The sequence below is a fragment of the Pseudomonas costantinii genome, from assembly GCF_001870435.1.
GTDB lineage: Bacteria > Pseudomonadota > Gammaproteobacteria > Pseudomonadales > Pseudomonadaceae > Aquipseudomonas > Aquipseudomonas costantinii.
The window spans coordinates 108,531-124,557 of sequence record NZ_MDDR01000035.1 but is presented as its reverse complement, the minus strand read 5'-3'; the positions used below and the strand labels follow the sequence as shown (position 1 = coordinate 124,557).

The window sequence follows — 16,027 nt, the reverse complement described above, 5'->3', positions numbered from 1 at the left end:
GGCGCAGGGCTTGAGCCCTGCGCCGAACAAAACCTCCAAGGCCTCGATAAGGCCGACATGGTTTCAAGGGGAGCAACAAAATGATCAAACGCAATTTGCTGGTGATGGGCCTTGCTGTGCTGCTGAGCGCTTGCGGCTTCCAGCTGCGCGGTACCGGCACCAATGAACTGACTATCAAGGAACTGGACGTCAGCGCCCGCAACGCCTATGGCGAGACGGTGATTCAACTGCGCCAGACCCTGGAAAACAGCGGAGTGCACGTTTACACCGGCGCGACCTACAAACTGTTCCTGGCGGACGAGCAAGAAACCCAGCGTAACCTCAGCTACGCCAGTGCCGGCCGTTCGTCGGACATTGAGCTGAACACGAAGCTTGTCTATGAACTGCGTGGCCGCGACCAATTGCCATTGATGGGTGACAAGGTTGAAGTGCAGAAGGTCGTCAGCCACGACGGTAACAACCTCGTGGGTTCGGACTCGGAAGTCACCCAGGTCCGCAAGGAAATGCGTCGTGAGCTGATCCAGCGCCTGATGGTCCGCCTGCAGCAACTGACTCCAGAAAAACTGGAAACACTGCAGCAGACCGCCGACAACAAGGCCAAGGCTGACGCCGACGCCCTGAAAGCCGCGCAAGAGTACGAAAACAACACGCCGAAACAATCGCCTGTTGAAGTCCCTGCCGAGTAAGCCAGACGGGGCGCCCCAAGCGCCCCGTTCGACCCGCCTATGAAACTCGCCCCCGCCCAACTCGCCAAACACCTGCAAGGTGGCCTCGCGCCTGTCTATATCGTCAGCGGTGATGACCCGCTGCTGTGCCAGGAAGCAGCCGATGCCATTCGCACCGCCGCCCGCCAGCAAGGCTTCGATGAACGCCAAGTGTTCAGTGCCGATGCCAGTTTCGACTGGGGTACGCTGTTGCAAGCCGGCGCGAGCATGTCGCTGTTCGCCGAGAAACGCCTGCTGGAACTGCGCCTGCCTTCGGGCAAACCGGGTGACAAGGGCGCGGCGGCCTTGATGGAATACTGCTCGCGGCCTGCTGAAGACACGGTGTTGCTGATCAGCCTGCCCAAGCTTGACGGCAGCGCGCAGAAAACCAAGTGGGGCAAGGCGTTGGTCGAGGGCCCACACACCCAGTTCATCCAGATCTGGCCAGTGGACAGCAACCAGTTGCCGCAATGGATCCGTCAGCGCCTGTCCCAATCGGGGCTGTCAGCGACGCAAGACGCCGTAGAGCTGATCGCCGCCCGGGTAGAAGGCAACCTGCTGGCCGCCGCCCAGGAGATCGAAAAGCTCAAACTGATGGCCGAAGACGGACAAATTACCGTCGAAACCGTTCAAGGTGCAGTGGCGGACAGCGCTCGCTTTGACGTGTTCGGGTTGGTGGATGCGATCCTCAATGGCGAACCCGCCCACGCGCTACGCATGCTCGAAGGGCTGCGTGGCGAAGGTGTTGAGCCACCGGTGATTCTCTGGGCGCTGGCTCGGGAGTTGCGGGTGCTGGCCAATATTGCCCTGCAATACAGCCAGGGCACGCCGCTGGACAAAGCCTTCAGCCAGGCCAAGCCACCTGTGTGGGACAAGCGCAAACCCCTGATGAGCAAAGCCTTGCAACGACACTCCGCGCAACGCTGGGCGCAACTGTTGCTGGAAGCGCAACGCATCGATGCGCAGATCAAGGGCCAGGCGGCGGGTTCGCCGTGGATGAGCCTGAGTCGTTTGTCACTTTTGATGTCTGGGCAGCGCCTGTCACTGCCTGCGGAATAGCCCTACCTCTCGCCGGGCTTTACAGCGGCGCAACTTCGGCAGATGATTTGCACCGCTCCATCCCCTACCGAGAGTACCGATCATGAGCAAAAAGCCATCCAAGCATGGCCCCAACAAGGCCAAATCCATCATCGCCCAGCCACTGTTCCGCAGCCGTCAGGAACGCGCCGGCAAGGGCAAAGGCAGCTACCGCCGCGAAGCCTTCCAGTCTAATAGCTGGGAGGCTTCTTACTTTCTGGCTGCCTGAAGGCAAGTGCCCCTCCGGCATGATAAGGTCTGCACCTGATTTGTAATCCCTGGACCTGTGCATGCCCTCTAGTCTTTCCCGTCGTTGGCACCTTCGCCAATTGATCGCTGCCTCCAGCCTCATTCTGCTTGTCGCCTGCGCGGAAAAACCCACCGCCGCGGACGCCCAACCTCTGCCAAAACTCCAGACCGCACCGGCCGTAGCGCCTGCCGTGGTTGCCCCATTGGCCGTGGACAATCTTGATATCCAACCGACCCAGACCTTTGCCGAATGGATGGCGGGCTTTCGCGTTGAAGCGCTCAAAGCCGGGATCACGCCCGCCGTCTTCGATAACGCCTTTGCCGGCGTCACCCCCGATATGGCGGTGATTCGCGCCGATCGCAGCCAACCGGAATTTTCCCGGCCAGTTTGGGAATACCTCGACGGCGCCCTGTCACCGGTGCGCGTGCGTAATGGCCAAGCCTTGCTGATCAAGTACGCCGATATCCTGCAGCGCATTGAAGACCGCTACGGCGTTGATCGCCAGGCGCTGGTTTCGGTGTGGGGCATGGAAAGCAACTTTGGTCAGTTCCAGGGCAATAACTCGGTGATCCGCTCCTTGGCGACCTTGGCCTACGAAGGCCGTCGCCCGGCATTCGCCCAGGCGCAACTGCTGGCGGCGCTGCAGATCATCCAGCATGGCGATATCTCCGCCGACCAGATGAAAGGGTCCTGGGCCGGGGCCATGGGCCAGACCCAGTTCATCCCGACCACCTACAACACCCACGCCGTCGACTTTGATGGCAACGGCCGCCGCGACATCTGGAACAGCCCGGGCGACGCCCTCGCCTCCACCGCGCACTACCTGCAAAGCTCCGGCTGGCAGAAAGGCCAACCGTGGGGCTTTGAGGTGAAACAACTGCCGACGAACTTCGACTACGCCCTGGCGGATGGCGGCGTGCGCAAGACCGTCGCCGATTGGTTGAAACTGGGCATCCAACTGCCGCCTGGCGCGAGCATGCCGGCCAATGTCGACCAACTGTCAGCCGCCCTGCTGTTGCCGGCAGGCTACCGGGGACCGGCCTTCCTGGTGTTGGACAACTTCCGCGCGATCCTCAAGTACAACAACTCGTCGTCCTATGCGTTGGCAGTGGGCCTGCTGTCGGAGCGGTTTGGCGGGGGTGGTGTGATTCGTGGCGATTGGCCGAAAGACGAACTGCCGCTGAGTCGCTCCCAGCGCATCGATTTGCAGACAGCGCTCAGCGCTAAAGGGTATGACGCAGGTAACCCGGACGGGATTATTGGTGCCAATACGCGTAAGGCGATTCGAGCCGCACAGCAGTCGCTGGGCTGGCCGGCGGATGGTTATCCGACGGTGAAACTGCTGGAGTCGTTGCAGAGCCAATAAATCGGCTTATGGCAACTACCGCCATCGCAGGCAAGCCAGCTCCCACATTTGGAATGCATTTCCCCTGTGGGAGCTGGCTTGCCTGCGATGGCGGCATTACAGGCGACAACTTCTCAGGACTTGAACACCACATCCTGCTCCAACACCAGCCGCTGCTCCCCCGCATCCAACCGCACCAACGCGCCCATCGGCAGCGTCAGGTTCGGATCGCAATGCCCGCTGCGCCAACCGGATAACACCGGGATACGCAGTGGCTCGAAGGTCTGCTTGAGCAGTCGCTCCAACGCAACGTTATCCACACCCGCCACGTCCCCCACCAGCACACCGGCAACCTGGGCCAGCTTGCCTGCCAGGCGCAAATGGGTCAGCAGGCGGTCAATGCGGTAGATCGGCTCGTTGACGTCTTCAATCAGCAGGATGATGCCCTCGGCATCAATTTCGTATGCCGTGCCCATCACCGCCGCAATCATCGACAGATTGCCGCCCAACAAGCGTCCACAGGCGATACCAGGCTCGATCGTAGTCAACGGATAAGCCGCCGGGTGCGCCAGCACGCTGCCCGCGCCAAGCTGCCCACGTAGCATGCTGAACAGTGATGACTCGGTGGGTTGCTGCTTATCGCCGAGCAAGTCGGCATTGAACATCGGCCCGTGAAAGGTCACAAAGCCGGCGTAACGGCTGATTGCCAGATGTACGGCGGTGAGGTCGCTGTAACCGACGAAAGGCTTTGGATTGGCGCGCAGCAGGTCGAAGTCCAGGCGATCGAGCAAGCGCGGCGTGCCATAGCCGCCGCGCAGGCAGAAGATGGCATCGATTTCGGGGTCGGCAAAAGCGGCGTGGAGATCGCGCAGGCGCACGTCGTCGCTACCGGCCAGATAGCCGTCACGTTCGTACACGCCAGGGTAGATCCGTAGTTCGTAGCCACGGGCACGCATCCATTGCCCGGCTTTTTCAACGTCCAACGCGACAGGGCCGGCGGGGGCGATCAGGCCGATCACGCCTTCGGCGCGCAGGGCAGGTACGGCAGCCGCGAGTTGAGTCGTCATCCATGTTCTCCGTATCGGTGTTGCACAACGAACTGTGGGAGCTGGCTTGCCTGCGATGCAGACGCCTCGGTACATCAGTTGTACCGAAGTGATGCTATCGCAGGCAAGCCAGCTCCCACAGTTGAGCAGCGCCGTCGTTAGGAAACCAGGCTCGCCTTAACCAGCTTGGCCTGCTCGTCCGCGTGGTACGAGGAACGTACCAGCGGGCCCGACGCCACGTTCTTGAAGCCCATCTTGTAACCTTCCTCGGCGAACCAGGCGAAGGTGTCCGGGTGCACAAAACGCTGTACCGGCAAGTGGCTGCGAGACGGTTGCAGGTATTGGCCCAAGGTGAGCATGTCGATGTCGTGTTCGCGCATGCGCTTCATGACTTCGATGACTTCTTCGTCGGTTTCACCCAGGCCCAGCATCAGGCCGGATTTGGTCGGAATGTGCGGCATCATCTGCTTGAATTTCTGCAGCAGGGTCAGCGACCACTGGTAGTCCGAACCCGGACGCGCGGCCTTGTACAGACGTGGCACGGTTTCCAGGTTGTGGTTAAACACATCCGGTGGCTCGGCCGCGGTGATTTCCAGCGCGACGTCCATGCGGCCACGGTAGTCGGGCACCAGGGTTTCGAGCATCACGTTCGGCGACAGCTTGCGGATCTCGCGGATGCAGTCGGCAAAGTGCTGGGCACCGCCGTCACGCAGGTCGTCGCGGTCAACCGAAGTGATCACCACGTATTTGAGTTTCAAATCGGCGATGGCGATGGCCAGGCTTTCCGGTTCGTTGACGTCCAATGGCTTCGGCCGGCCATGGCCGACGTCACAGAACGGGCAACGACGGGTGCAGATGTCACCCATGATCATGAAGGTCGCGGTGCCACCGGAGAAACACTCGCCCAGGTTCGGGCAGGAGGCCTCTTCGCACACGCTGTGCAGCTTGTGCTTACGCAGCAAGGCCTTGATACGGTCAACTTCCGGCGAAACCGGGATGCGCACGCGGATCCAGTCAGGTTTCTTCGGCAGTTCGGTGGTCGGAATGATCTTCACCGGGATGCGTGCAACCTTCTCGGCGCCGCGCAGCTTGACGCCGGCTTCCACCTTGGCACGCGGGGCCGGGGCCGGACGGTCAGTAACGTCCACCGTCGGGATCATGGTTTGCACTGCATCAGTAGTCATAATCAGTCGATTCCGCCCGTGAGGGTCGTCTGCTCAGCATAGTCGAGGTGTTTGACGAGCTGCGCACGCAGCCGGGCACTTACCTCGGCAAATTTAATCGGTGTGGCGTGGTCGCTCAGTTGGGTCATCGCCAGCCCGGCATAGCCGCACGGGTTGATCCGACGAAACGGCGCCAGGTCCATGTCCACGTTCAGGGCCAGGCCGTGAAAGGAACAGCCGTGGCGGATGCGCAGGCCCAGGGAGGCGATTTTCGCGCCATCCACGTACACGCCAGGTGCATCGGGCTTGGCCGCGGCGGTCACGCCGTAGCTGGCCAGCAGCTCGATCAGGCATGTCTCCATGCGGCTGACCAGGTCGCGTACGCCAAACCCCAGCTTGCGCACATCCAGCAATAGGTATGCGACAAGTTGACCCGGGCCATGGTAAGTCACTTGGCCACCTCGGTCGACCTGCACCACCGGAATATCCCCCGGCAGCAGCAAGTGCTCAGCCTTGCCGGCCTGGCCCTGGGTGAACACCGGCGGGTGCTCCACCAGCCAGATCTCGTCAGGGGCCGAAGTACCGCGCTCGTTGGTGAACCGCTGCATGGCGTGCCAGACCGGCTCGTAGGCCATCCGGCCGAGCTCGCGAAAGCCCAGAACCTGTGACATCACAGCACCATGTGCACGAAGCCGGTGGCCCGCAGTTCGCTGTTGATGTCATAGAGCTGGTCTTGACCTGTCGCAACGATGTGCAACTGGATCGTGGTGTACTTACCGTTGGTACTGGAACGCTCGTCCACACGGTTGTCGTTGATCGTCGCGTGTTTGCGCACGATCTCGAGGATCTTGTCTTTGTTGCCCACGCCGGTATCGCTGATCACCTTGACAGGATAATCCGTCACTGGGAATTCGATCTTTGGCGCCTTTACTTCGGTATCGGTCATGGCGTAACGGCCTCGTAAGCGTAAGCCGTGGCGACGGGCAAAGCCCCGTGTCGGATCAACACGGGGCTTTGCAGGTGCACACTTATCAGTTGAACAAGCTGTAGAAGAATAGACGGATGCTATCCCACACGCGGCGGAAGATACCACCTTCGTCGACGGCGTCCAGGGCGATCAGGTCAGCGCTGTGCACGACCTTGTCGTCCAGTTTCACTTCGACCTTACCGATCACGTCACCCTTGGCGATTGGCGCAACCAATTGCGGGTTCATGGTCATGCTGGCCGCGAGCTTTTTCAGCTGGCCTTTAGGCATGGTCAGGGTCAGGTCTTCAGCCAGGCCGGCCTTGACTTGATGGGTAGCGCCTTTCCATACCGGCGCCTGCGCCAGTTCAGTGCCCTTCTGGTAGAAGGTCTGGGTTTCGAAGAAACGGAAACCGTAGGTCAGCAACTTTTGCGTCTCGGCCGCACGAGCCTGCTCGCTGTTGGTACCGAAGACGACAGCGATCAGGCGCTGGCCATCACGTACAGCGGACGACACCATGCAGTAGCCGGCTTCGTCGGTGTGACCGGTTTTCAGACCGTCGACGGTCTTGTCACGCCACAGCAACAGGTTACGGTTAGGCTGTTTGATGTTGTTCCAGAAGAATTCCTTCTGGGAGTAGATCGCGTAGTGCACCGGGTCGACACGAATGATCGCGCGCGCCAGGATCGCCATGTCGTGGGCAGACGAGTAGTGCTCAGGGTTCGGCAGACCGGTCGGGTTCATGAAGTGACTGTTGGTCATGCCCAGGTCAGTCACGGTTTTGTTCATCATGTCGGCGAACGCGTCTTCGCTGCCGGCGATGTGCTCGGACAGAGCCACGCTGGCGTCGTTACCGGACTGGATGATGATGCCGTGCAACAGGTCGCTCACAGTCACCTGCGAACCAACCTTGATGAACATCCGCGAACCGCCGGTGCGCCAGGCGTTTTCGCTGACGGTGACCGGGTCATTCTCGCCGATCTGGCCGCGACGGATTTCCAGGGTCGCGATGTAAGCCGTCATCAGCTTGGTCAAGCTGGCTGGGGGCAGACGCTGGTCACCGTTGTTCTCGACCAGCACGTTGCCGCTGGCGGCATCCATGAGGACCCAGGCCTTGGCGGCCAGTTGCGGGGAAGCCGGCACCATTTCAACCGCCCAGGCGGCCGGTGTGATGATCAGCGAGATAAGCAGGCACGTGCGTTTGGCTAAGGTGGTGATGTTCATCCGTCTCTCGAAATTACTTATGGAAACTTGCCCGCGCGGGCAAAACTTATTCAGACAGCCCGTTGCCAGACTGTCGCGTGTTCGATTGCCTGCTCACCCCTTGCCCCTGGGTTTTTATTGTTCAACGAGCCAACAACCAAGGCTCAAGCCCGTATTCGAACCTGAACCATCAATCCTTTATTACTTATTCGGCGGTGACCACGCTGGGTTGCCCCAGGTTGGCCAGGCGCACGCTGTTCTGTACTTGCGCCACTTCACTCGGCGAGCCGATCGGGCCCATGCGCACACGGTGCAGGGTCTGTTGGTTGCGCACGATGGAGCTGATAAACACTGGCGCATTGACCATGCCGCTGAGCTTGGACCTTAACAGTTCTGCCGCATCCGGGTTGGCGAAAGCGCCCACTTGCAAGTACTGCCCTCCCACGGTCGAAGCCCCAGGTGCGGCGTGAGGCACGACCACGGTGTCCGGTGCGTGCTGCGCCGGTGGTGGCGTCCATTGTTCAATTTTACCGGCCGACGCGGTCACTTGCGGCTGCTGCGTTTGCGGCTCGTTGAGCATCAACGGTGCCGGTTTGCCACGCTGGGCCCAGTATTGCGCAGGGTCGATACCTTCAACCTTCACGCGCGCGGTGCCGATTTCGGCATAGCCGAGTTTCTTGGCGGCGGCGTAGGACAAGTCGATGATCCGGTCCGAATAGAACGGCCCACGGTCGTTGACCCGCAGGATTACCGTGCGGTTGTTGTCGAGGTTGGTGACACGCACATAGCTGGGCAGCGGCAGGGTTTTGTGAGCCGCGCTCATGCCGTAGAGGTCATACACTTCGCCGTTGGCGGTGTTCTGGCCATGGAATTTGGTGCCGTACCAGGACGCCGTGCCCGATTGCACGTAGGTCTTGGATTCTTGCAGCGGGAAGTAATTCTTGCCCAGCACCGTATACGGGTTGGCCTTGTATGGGCCAGTGTGCAAGGTTGGCGTGGCGTCCGGGATTTTTGAAACGTCGACGTCCCACCACGGCGCGCCGTCTTTGTGCGCGCGGTTGATGTCCAGGCCCGGCTGAGAACGGACGACAGCGCCGCCGGACTTCTGCGCCGGACCGCGACTGGTGGAGCAACTGACGACCAGCAAGGACAATGCGGCGAACGCCACCAGCTTGAGCGGTTTATTGAACGGCGATACCCGCATTACTTGTTGCCCCGTGCTTGGACCAGCATGTCTGACAGCTGATGCACGGCCATGGCGTACATCACACTGCGGTTATAACGCGTGATTGCGTAAAAGTTCTTCAGGCCCATCCAGTATTCCGGGCCGTTTTCGCCTTCCAGGCGGAACGCCGTCACCGGCATATCATCGCGTGGCGCATTCTGACTCGACCAGCCCAGCGCCCGCAACTCCCCGACCGTCTTGGCCGGCTCAATGCCCTGGGTCAGGCCTTCGTCGGCGCGATCCCCGGTCACATCGGCGCGCACCACCACCGGCTCACCGGCTACCCAGCCATGGCGCTTGAAGTAGCTGGCCACGCTGCCGATGGCATCGTCCGGATTGCTCCAGATATTGATGTGGCCGTCGCCGTCGAAATCCACCGCATAGGCGCGAAAGCTGCTCGGCATGAACTGCGGCAAGCCCATCGCACCGGCGTAAGAGCCCTTGAGGGTCAGCGGGTCGACCTGCTCTTCGCGGGCCAGCAACAGGAATTCGCGCAGTTCCTTGCGGAAGAACTCGGCGCGCGGCGGGTAATCGAAACCCAGCGTCGACAAGGCGTCGATCACCCGGTAACTGCCGGTATTGCGCCCATAAAAGGTTTCAATGCCAATGATCGCGACGATAACCTGGGCCGGCACGCCGTATTCCTGCTCGGCGCGAGCCAGCACTGCTTCATGCTGACGCCAGAAGTCCACACCACGGGCAATACGCGCGTCGGTGAGGAACATCGGGCGATATTCCTTCCACTGTTTCACACGTTCGGCTGGACGGGAGATGGCGTCGAGAATCGCCTGCTTGCGCTGGGCTTCACGGAATACGCCCATCAGTTGCTCACCCGCAAAACCGTAGTCACGGGTCATTTCACCGACAAATTCGGCGACCTGGGGCGAGCCATCGTAGTCACCGGCCTGCGCCTCTTGCGTCGCGCCCAGCAGCCCAATCAGGCCCATCCAGGACGCATGCCGAGTCACCCAGCCGCGCATTACTTGCATTGACATCTTCACCTTATTCAAACCTGCGCGATCCACTTGCGATGCGTATGAATCGACATCAAAACCCCAAACGCTGACAGCAATGTCACCAGCGAAGTTCCGCCGTAGCTAATGAATGGCAACGGCACCCCAACCACCGGCAGCAGGCCACTGACCATACCGATGTTGACGAAAACATAAACAAAAAAAGTCATGGTCAGGCTGCCGGCGAGCAATTTGCCGAACAACGTCTGCGCCTGCGCGGTAATTACCAGGCCGCGACCAATCAACAGCAAATAAATCAGCAACAGCGCGCAAATGCCCACCAAGCCGAACTCTTCGCCCATCACCGCGATAATGAAATCGGTGTGGCTCTCGGGCAAAAAGTCCAGGTGCGACTGGGTGCCCAGTAACCAGCCCTTACCAAATACCCCGCCGGAACCGATAGCCGCCTTCGACTGAATAATGTTCCAGCCGGTGCCCAGCGGGTCGCTCTCCGGGTCGAGGAAGGTCAGGATCCGCTGCTTCTGGTAGTCGTGCATAAAGAAGAACCACATGGCCACAGCCACGGGCACAGCTGCGGCCAGTACGCTGAGGATCCAGCGCCAGCGCAAACCACCCATAAACAGCACGAACGCGCCGCCCGCGAGGATCAACAGCGAAGTACCAAGGTCGGGCTGGCGCACGATCAGGATAAACGGCACGCCGATCAGGATCAGGCTGATCCCCACATGCTTGAGCTGGGGCGGCAAGGTGCGCTTGGACAGGTACCAGGCGATCGTCGCCGGCATCAGAATCTTCATGAATTCCGACGGCTGGAAGCGAATCACCCCCGGAATGTTAATCCAGCGGGTCGCGCCCATGGCGTTGTGACCCATCACGTCCACCACCACCAACAGCAACACGCCGGCGACATAACCCAGCGGCACCCAACGCGCCATGAAGCGCGGCTCCAGTTGGGCGATCACCACCATCGACAACAGGCCCAGGCCGAACGAAGACGCTTGCTTGATCAGCAAGTCCCAGTTCTTGCCGCTGGCCGAATAAAGGACGAACAGGCTGCCGGCTGCCAAGGTCAGCAGCAGGATCAGCAGCGGGCCATCAATGTGCATGCGCTGCAACAACGTCGCACGACGACGCATCACATCTTCGCTGGAGAGGATGCGGTCAAAATTACTCTTCACGGGCCGTAACCTCGGTGCTTGAAGGGGGGCCGCCATATTCGGGTTTGAGCCTGCCGTCGTCGGCCAACAGCCAGGCGTCCATGATCTGGCGCACCACGGGCGCCGCAACGCCGGAGCCGGACTCGCCGTTTTCGACCATTACCGCCACGACGATTTTCGGGGCATCGGCCGGTGCGAAGCCAACAAACAAGGCGTGGTCGCGGTGACGTTCTTGAACCTTGGAGCGGTCGTATTTCTCGCCCTGCTTGATCGCAACGACTTGGGCGGTACCGCTCTTGCCGGCAATCCGGTACTGCGCGCCGACCGCCGCCTTGCGCGCGGTGCCACGGGCGCCGTGCATCACTTGCTGCATGCCGTGGTTGACCTTGGTCCAGTCCGACGGGTCGCGCAGTACGATGTCGGGGATCGGGTTTTCATCCACAGGCTTTTCGCCTTCGATGGTCTTGGCCAAGTGCGGACGGTTCCAGATGCCTTTGTTGGCCACCAACGCCGTAGCCTGGGCCAGTTGCAGTGGTGTGGCCTGCATATAGCCCTGGCCAATACCCAGGATCAGGGTTTCGCCCGGGAACCACGCCTGACGACGGGTCGCGCGCTTCCACTCCCGCGACGGCATCAGGCCGGGGGATTCTTCGAACATATCCAGGGAGACTTTCTGACCGAGGCCGAACTTGCCCATATAGGCAGAAAGGCGGTCGATACCCAGCTTGTGGGCCAGGTCATAAAAATAGGTGTCGTTGGAACGCATGATTGCGGTGTCCAAATCGACATAGCCGTCACCGGTGCGGTTCCAGTTACGGTATTTGTGATCGTAGTTAGGCAGCATGTAGTAGCCGGGGTCGAATACCCGACTGGAAGCCGTAACCACGCCCGCATCCAGGCCGGCAATCGCCACTGCCGGTTTGATGGTCGAACCCGGCGGATACAGGCCGCGCAGCACCCGGTTGAACAGCGGCCGATCGATGGAGTCACGTAGCTCGGCGTAGGCCTTGAAGCTGATGCCGGTCACGAACAGGTTGGGGTCAAAGCTCGGCTGACTGACCATCGCCAGCACTTCGCCCGTCGTCGGGTCCAGCGCCACCACCGCACCACGTCGCCCGCCCAGCGCCATCTCGGCGGCTTCCTGCAACTTGATATCCAGGCTCAGCACAATGTCCTTGCCCGGCACCGGATCGGTCCGTTTGAGCACCCGCAGCACGCGACCACGGGCGTTGGTCTCAACCTCTTCGTAACCCACTTGGCCGTGTAACTGGGGCTCGTAGAAACGTTCGATGCCGGTTTTGCCGATATGGTGGGTGCCGCTGTAATTCACCGGATCGAGGGTTTTCAGCTCTTTTTCGTTGATCCGCCCCATGTAGCCGACGGAGTGGGCAAAGTGCGGCCCTTGCGGGTAATGCCGCACCAACTGCGCCACCACTTCCACACCCGGCAAACGGAACTGATTCACCGCGATCCGCGCGATCTGCTCTTCAGTCAGCTCAAACAGGATCGGCACCGGCTCGAACGGCCGTCGCCCCTGCTTCATACGCTTCTCGAAGATCACCCGGTCTTCCGGGGTCAACTGCAGTACTTCGACGATCACATCGAGGATCTGCTGCCAATCTCCGGAGCGCTCGCGGGTCATGCTCAAGCTGAAGCTGGGCCGGTTATCCGCAACGACCACGCCATTACGGTCGAAAATCAGCCCACGGGTTGGCGGAATCGGCTGCACATGCACCCGATTGTTCTCCGACAACGTGGAGTGATAGTCGTACTGGATCACCTGCAGGAAATACAGGCGGGCAATCAGCACCGCGATCAGAGCCACCACCAGAAAGGCGCCGAACACGACTCGAGCGCGTACCAGACGTGCGTCTTTCTCGTGGTCCTTGATGCGGATCGGCTGAGTCATCGGGAGGGGCGCAGACTATTTGTGGTAAGGGTGCCCGGACAGAACTGTCCAGGCGCGATACAGCTGTTCACCGATCAGAATCCTTACCAACGGGTGCGGCAACGTCAGCGCCGACAGCGACCAGCGCTGGTCCGCCCGTGCACAGACTTCCGGCGCCAGCCCTTCGGGGCCGCCGACCATGAAGTTGACCGTACGCGAGTCCAGGCGCCAGCGATCCAGTTCCACCGCCAGTTGCTCGGTGCTCCAGGGCTTGCCGTGCACTTCAAGAGTGACGATGCGCTCGTTGGGGCCGACCTTGGCCAGCATCGCTTCGCCTTCCTGACGGATAAAGCGCGCCACGTCGGCATTCTTGCCTCGGGTGTTGAGCGGTATTTCCACCAATTCCAGCGACAGCTCAGCGGGCAGACGCTTGGCATATTCATGCCAGCCTTCTTCCACCCACTTGGGCATGCGTGAACCGACAGCGATCAGACGCAGGCGCACAGCCGTTCCTTATTCCTGGTCTTTGTTGAGCTTGTCGAAGTGCGCGTGGCCCACTTCCGGGCTGTGGTGTTTGCCATCAGCCGCACGGCTCTGCTCGGCGCCTTTCCACAGACGCTCCAGGTCGTAGAACTGACGGGCGTTGGAGGTCATCATGTGAACGATCACGTCGTCCATGTCCAGCAGTACCCAGTCGCTGTCGCCTTTGCCTTCTTCACCCAGCGGCTTCACGCCTTGGGCTTTGACGGCTTCGCGAACCTTGTCCAGCATCGCGCCGATCTGGCGGTTCGAAGTACCGGTAGCGATGATCATGAAGTCGGTGATGCTTTGCTTGTCGCGCACGTCCAGCACCTGGATGTCCTGGGCTTTAACGTCTTCCAGGGCAGCCACGGCCACTTTTACCAGCTCTTCGCCGGCCAGTTCAGGGCCAACATGGGCTTCTACCGGCAGCGGGGCGCTTTTGAAGGTGCCTTTGCGCTTAACTTTGCTTACGTCTTTGTTCGTCATATAAAACTCGTTTTGCTCGTATGTTCGGGCGCTCGCTGTACGACTGTTCGTACGTTCAAGCGCGCCTTTTCAGTTCGACGCACGGTAAAGCCCGTGCGCATCGATGTAGGCCAGGACCGCGTCAGGCACCAGGAAACGTACCGACTTACCGCTGGCCAGCAGTTGACGGATCTGGGTGGCGGACACCGCAAGCGGGGTCTGCCAGACGAATGCAATATTCCCGTTCGGCCCGGTCAGGGCCAAGGGGTCACTTACCGACCGCGCGGCCAGCAGGTTGCGCAAGGCATCCGGCGGTTCGCTGTCGGCATCCGGGCGTTGCAAAACCAGGATGTGGCAATGCTGGAGGAGTTCCTCCCAGCGGTGCCAAGAGGGCAGGCCGCAAAATGCGTCCCAGCCCAAAAGCAGAAACAACTGGTCGTCCGCGGCCATTTCAGCGCGCATCACTTCCAGGGTATCGACAGTGTAGGACGGTTTATCACGCTTGAGTTCGTGGTCGTCCACCACCAACGGCGCTATGCCGTCTACGGCAAGGCGCACCATTTCCAGGCGTTGCTGCGCAGACACCTGCGGCGTATCGCGATGCGGCGGCCGCGCGTTAGGCATCACGCGCAGCTCATCCAGCGCGAGGGCATCCGCAACTTCCAGGGCACTGCGCAAATGGCCGATGTGCACGGGGTCGAAGGTGCCGCCGAGCAGCCCGATGCGTTTACCCATCAAGTGCGCACATGACCGTCGCCGAACACCACGTACTTCTCGCTGGTCAGCCCTTCCAGGCCAACCGGGCCACGGGCGTGGAGCTTGTCGGTGGAAATACCGATCTCCGCCCCCAGGCCGTACTCGAAGCCGTCGGCAAAACGCGTCGAGGCGTTGATCATCACCGAAGCGGAATCCACTTCGTTGAGGAAACGCCGGGCATCGCTGAAATGCTCGGAAACAATGGCATCGGTGTGCTTGGAGCCGTAGGTATTGATGTGTTCGATGGCTTCGTCCAGGTCGTCGACAATCTTGATCGACAGGATCGGTGCCGTGTATTCGGTGTACCAGTCCAACTCGGTCGCTTCGATCACGTCCGCACCCAACAGCGCGCGGGTACGCTCGCAACCACGCAGCTCAACGCCTTTGTCGCGGTAGATGGCAGCCAGTGGCGGCAGCACACGATCGGCAATGCCTGCGTGCACCAGCAGGGTTTCCATGGTGTTGCACGGGGCGTAGCGGTGGGTCTTGGCGTTGTCGGCAATGCGGATCGCCTTGTCGATATCGGCGGCGACGTCAATAAACACGTGGCACACGCCGTCCAGGTGCTTGATCACAGGCACCTTGGCATCGCGGCTGACGCGTTCGATCAGGCTCTTGCCTCCGCGCGGCACGATCACGTCGACGAATTCCGGCATGGTGATCAGCGCGCCAACGGCGGCGCGGTCGGTGGTTTCGACCACTTGCACCACTTCAGCCGGCAACTCGGCCACAGCCAGGCCCTGCTGAATGCACACAGCAATGGCACGGTTGGAATTGATCGCCTCGGAACCGCCACGCAGGATGGTCGCGTTTCCGGACTTGAGGCACAGGCTCGCAGCGTCAATGGTCACGTTAGGGCGCGACTCATAAATGATGCCGATCACGCCCAGTGGCACGCGCATCTTGCCGACCTGGATGCCGGACGGCAGGTAACGCATATCGCGGATTTCACCGATGGGGTCAGGCAGCTTGGCCACCTGACGCAGGCCTTCGATCATGTCGTCAATACGTGCCGGGGTCAGCGCCAGGCGGTCCAGCAGCGCCGGCTCCAAGCCATTGGCGCGGCCGTTGGCCAGGTCCAGTTCGTTGGCGGCGGTCAACTCGGAGCGCGAAGCATCCAGAGCGTCGGCAGCTGCCAACAGGGCACGGTTCTTCTGCGCGGTGCTCGCACGGGCGATCAACCGCGAGGCCTGACGGGCAGCGCGACCCAGGCGGGTCATGTAGTCAAGAACGGACTCAGTCATGGTCAGGGAGTCTTGGCAGGGAGGAAAGCGGCAGATTATAGCT

The 16,027-nt window shown here is 60.9% G+C and carries 17 protein-coding genes; 4 read left to right on the top strand and 13 right to left on the bottom strand.

Annotated elements, in window-relative coordinates; genetic code table 11:
• Window positions 1-80: 80 nt before the first annotated feature.
• From BFL40_RS19330 to BFL40_RS19315, 4 genes are all read left to right on the top strand, one after another.
• Entirely contained in the window at window positions 81-686 is a 606-nt protein-coding gene (locus BFL40_RS19330) for an LPS-assembly lipoprotein LptE (RefSeq protein ID WP_071485446.1), read from the top strand.
• A gap of 39 nt (window positions 687-725) precedes the next feature.
• Complete coding sequence (gene holA, locus BFL40_RS19325; protein ID WP_071485445.1) at window positions 726-1,763, top strand: DNA polymerase III subunit delta; 1,038 nt, start codon at window positions 726-728, stop codon at window positions 1,761-1,763.
• Window positions 1,764-1,845: 82 nt separating this feature from the next.
• Entirely contained in the window at window positions 1,846-2,010 is a 165-nt protein-coding gene (arfA, locus tag BFL40_RS19320; RefSeq protein ID WP_003176285.1) for an alternative ribosome rescue factor ArfA, read from the top strand.
• Between the two features lie 61 nt (window positions 2,011-2,071).
• Complete coding sequence (locus tag BFL40_RS19315) at window positions 2,072-3,397, top strand: lytic murein transglycosylase (RefSeq protein WP_071485444.1); 1,326 nt, start codon at window positions 2,072-2,074, stop codon at window positions 3,395-3,397.
• 113 nt (window positions 3,398-3,510) lie between these two features.
• On the opposite strand, the gene BFL40_RS19310 is transcribed toward BFL40_RS19315, so the two are convergent.
• The 13 genes from BFL40_RS19310 to BFL40_RS19250 all read right to left on the bottom strand — a co-directional run bounded on the left by BFL40_RS19310 (window position 3,511) and on the right by BFL40_RS19250 (window position 15,984).
• Window positions 3,511-4,443, bottom strand: coding sequence for a S66 peptidase family protein (locus tag BFL40_RS19310; RefSeq protein WP_071485443.1), 933 nt, complete (start codon window positions 4,441-4,443; stop codon window positions 3,511-3,513).
• Window positions 4,444-4,580: 137 nt separating this feature from the next.
• A complete protein-coding gene (lipA, locus tag BFL40_RS19305; RefSeq protein WP_162493887.1) occupies window positions 4,581-5,582 on the bottom strand; it encodes a lipoyl synthase in 1,002 nt (333 codons plus the stop codon).
• A gap of 26 nt (window positions 5,583-5,608) precedes the next feature.
• A complete protein-coding gene (gene lipB / locus BFL40_RS19300) occupies window positions 5,609-6,256 on the bottom strand; it encodes a lipoyl(octanoyl) transferase LipB (RefSeq protein ID WP_071485442.1) in 648 nt (215 codons plus the stop codon).
• A complete protein-coding gene (locus tag BFL40_RS19295) occupies window positions 6,256-6,531 on the bottom strand; it encodes a DUF493 domain-containing protein (protein WP_071485441.1) in 276 nt (91 codons plus the stop codon). The genes lipB and BFL40_RS19295 overlap by 1 nt, the downstream gene beginning before the upstream one ends.
• 85 nt (window positions 6,532-6,616) lie before the next feature.
• Window positions 6,617-7,774, bottom strand: a complete 1,158-nt coding sequence (locus tag BFL40_RS19290; RefSeq protein WP_071485440.1) for a D-alanyl-D-alanine carboxypeptidase family protein — start codon at window positions 7,772-7,774, stop codon at window positions 6,617-6,619.
• A 184-nt stretch (window positions 7,775-7,958) separates the two neighbouring features.
• Window positions 7,959-8,957 carry a septal ring lytic transglycosylase RlpA family protein gene (locus tag BFL40_RS19285; RefSeq protein ID WP_071485439.1) on the bottom strand — a complete coding sequence of 333 codons (999 nt, stop codon included), beginning with the start codon at window positions 8,955-8,957 and terminating at the stop codon, window positions 7,959-7,961.
• A complete protein-coding gene (mltB, locus tag BFL40_RS19280; protein WP_071485438.1) occupies window positions 8,957-9,967 on the bottom strand; it encodes a lytic murein transglycosylase B in 1,011 nt (336 codons plus the stop codon). Before mltB ends, BFL40_RS19285 begins: the two co-directional genes overlap by 1 nt.
• A 17-nt stretch (window positions 9,968-9,984) precedes the next feature.
• Complete coding sequence (gene rodA, locus BFL40_RS19275; RefSeq protein ID WP_050442794.1) at window positions 9,985-11,088, bottom strand: rod shape-determining protein RodA; 1,104 nt, start codon at window positions 11,086-11,088, stop codon at window positions 9,985-9,987.
• Window positions 11,089-11,119: 31 nt separating this feature from the next.
• Window positions 11,120-13,018 (bottom strand): penicillin-binding protein 2, encoded by a 1,899-nt coding sequence (gene mrdA / locus BFL40_RS19270; protein ID WP_071485437.1) that lies wholly within the window; start codon window positions 13,016-13,018, stop codon window positions 11,120-11,122.
• 15 nt (window positions 13,019-13,033) lie between these two features.
• Window positions 13,034-13,501 (bottom strand): 23S rRNA (pseudouridine(1915)-N(3))-methyltransferase RlmH, encoded by a 468-nt coding sequence (gene rlmH / locus BFL40_RS19265; RefSeq protein ID WP_003176297.1) that lies wholly within the window; start codon window positions 13,499-13,501, stop codon window positions 13,034-13,036.
• A gap of 9 nt (window positions 13,502-13,510) precedes the next feature.
• Window positions 13,511-14,005 carry a ribosome silencing factor gene (gene rsfS / locus BFL40_RS19260; RefSeq protein ID WP_003176298.1) on the bottom strand — a complete coding sequence of 165 codons (495 nt, stop codon included), beginning with the start codon at window positions 14,003-14,005 and terminating at the stop codon, window positions 13,511-13,513.
• Window positions 14,006-14,074: 69 nt separating this feature from the next.
• On the bottom strand, window positions 14,075-14,719 hold the full coding sequence (gene nadD, locus BFL40_RS19255; protein WP_016973919.1) for a nicotinate-nucleotide adenylyltransferase: 645 nt from the start codon (window positions 14,717-14,719) through the stop codon (window positions 14,075-14,077).
• Window positions 14,719-15,984, bottom strand: coding sequence for a glutamate-5-semialdehyde dehydrogenase (locus BFL40_RS19250; RefSeq protein ID WP_071485436.1), 1,266 nt, complete (start codon window positions 15,982-15,984; stop codon window positions 14,719-14,721). Before BFL40_RS19250 ends, nadD begins: the two co-directional genes overlap by 1 nt.
• Window positions 15,985-16,027 lie beyond the last annotated feature (43 nt).